Here is a 1,044-nt window from a genome sequence, read left to right as displayed (position 1 = left end):
GCCGCCGCGTCGACCTCGCGCTGCGCCCGCCCGAGGGCATCGGCGGCGGTGGCCTCCGCCGACTCCAACGCCTGCGCGGAGCGCGCCTGGCGCGCCGACTCCAGCCGCGACTCCTGGCCCGCGACCTGCTCGGCGACCGCGTGCACGAGGCCGTCGGCGCGGGTCAGCTCCACGCGCATCGACTCGACCCGTTCGCCCAGCGCCTGCGCCCGCTCCCTCGCCACGTCGAGCCGCTCCCGGGCCGCGGCCTCGGCCTCCGTGGCCTGCGCGATCGAGAGCGCCGACCCCGCAGCCGATTCCGCATCCGACCCCGCATCCGATTCCGCAGCCGGCTCCGATGCCTCGTCCGAAGACGCCGCGAGCCGGGCCTCGAGCACCTCGACCCGGTCGGCGAGGTCGTCGCGGGACTGCCCGTCGAGCAGCACTCGCAGCCGCGCCTGGGCCCCCGTGAGATCGGCCTCGAGGTCGCGACGCCGGTCGTGCGAGGCGCGCGCCTCGTCGGTCGTGGCCACGCCGGCCGCGCGGAGCCGGTCGGCGAGGGCGTCACGGGCTCGCTGCACGGTCCGGGCCCGGTCGGCGGCACCGGCCTCAGGGCGCAGCTCGACGTCGAGCACACCGGGCAGTCGGATGTCGAGCGGGTCGGTGAGGGCCCCCTGCCAGGCGTCGCCCTCGGCGAGGTCGATCCGGCGGCCGTCGATGACGAGCGAACGGGCCCCACCGAGCGCTCGCAACACCACCGCCGCGCTGCCGGCGGCGTGGCTCGCGGCCGCCAATTCCGCCGCTTGAGAGGCGGATTCGATCTCCCGCAGGGTGCCCGCGTCAACCGGGTGGAGGGCCAGTTCGGCGCGCAGACCATTGATCTGCGCCTCGGCCTCGACGACATCGGCGAGCCGCTTACGGGAGGCGGTGAGGTCGGCCGCGTCACGGGCGCGGGCCCCGCGGACGGTCGCCCGGTCGAGGTCGCGGCGCGCGCTCTGCGCGGCTCGGGCGGCGGAGACGACTTCGGCCTGCATCCGGTCGTGCTCGGCGCGGGTCGGCTCCCAG

Annotated in this window: 1 protein-coding gene; it reads right to left on the bottom strand. The window is 77.2% G+C overall.

Features of this window, described 5'->3' with window-relative positions; translation table 11 throughout:
* Positions 1-1,044: hypothetical protein (locus PINTE_RS23530; RefSeq protein WP_169798593.1), on the bottom strand; the 1,044-nt coding region annotated here is incomplete at both ends.

It is taken from the genome of Piscicoccus intestinalis NBRC 104926, from assembly GCF_001515525.1.
Lineage (GTDB): Bacteria > Actinomycetota > Actinomycetes > Actinomycetales > Dermatophilaceae > Kineosphaera > Kineosphaera intestinalis.
The sequence above is the reverse complement of the archived record's forward strand: the minus strand, read 5'-3'. Positions and strand labels throughout refer to the sequence as shown.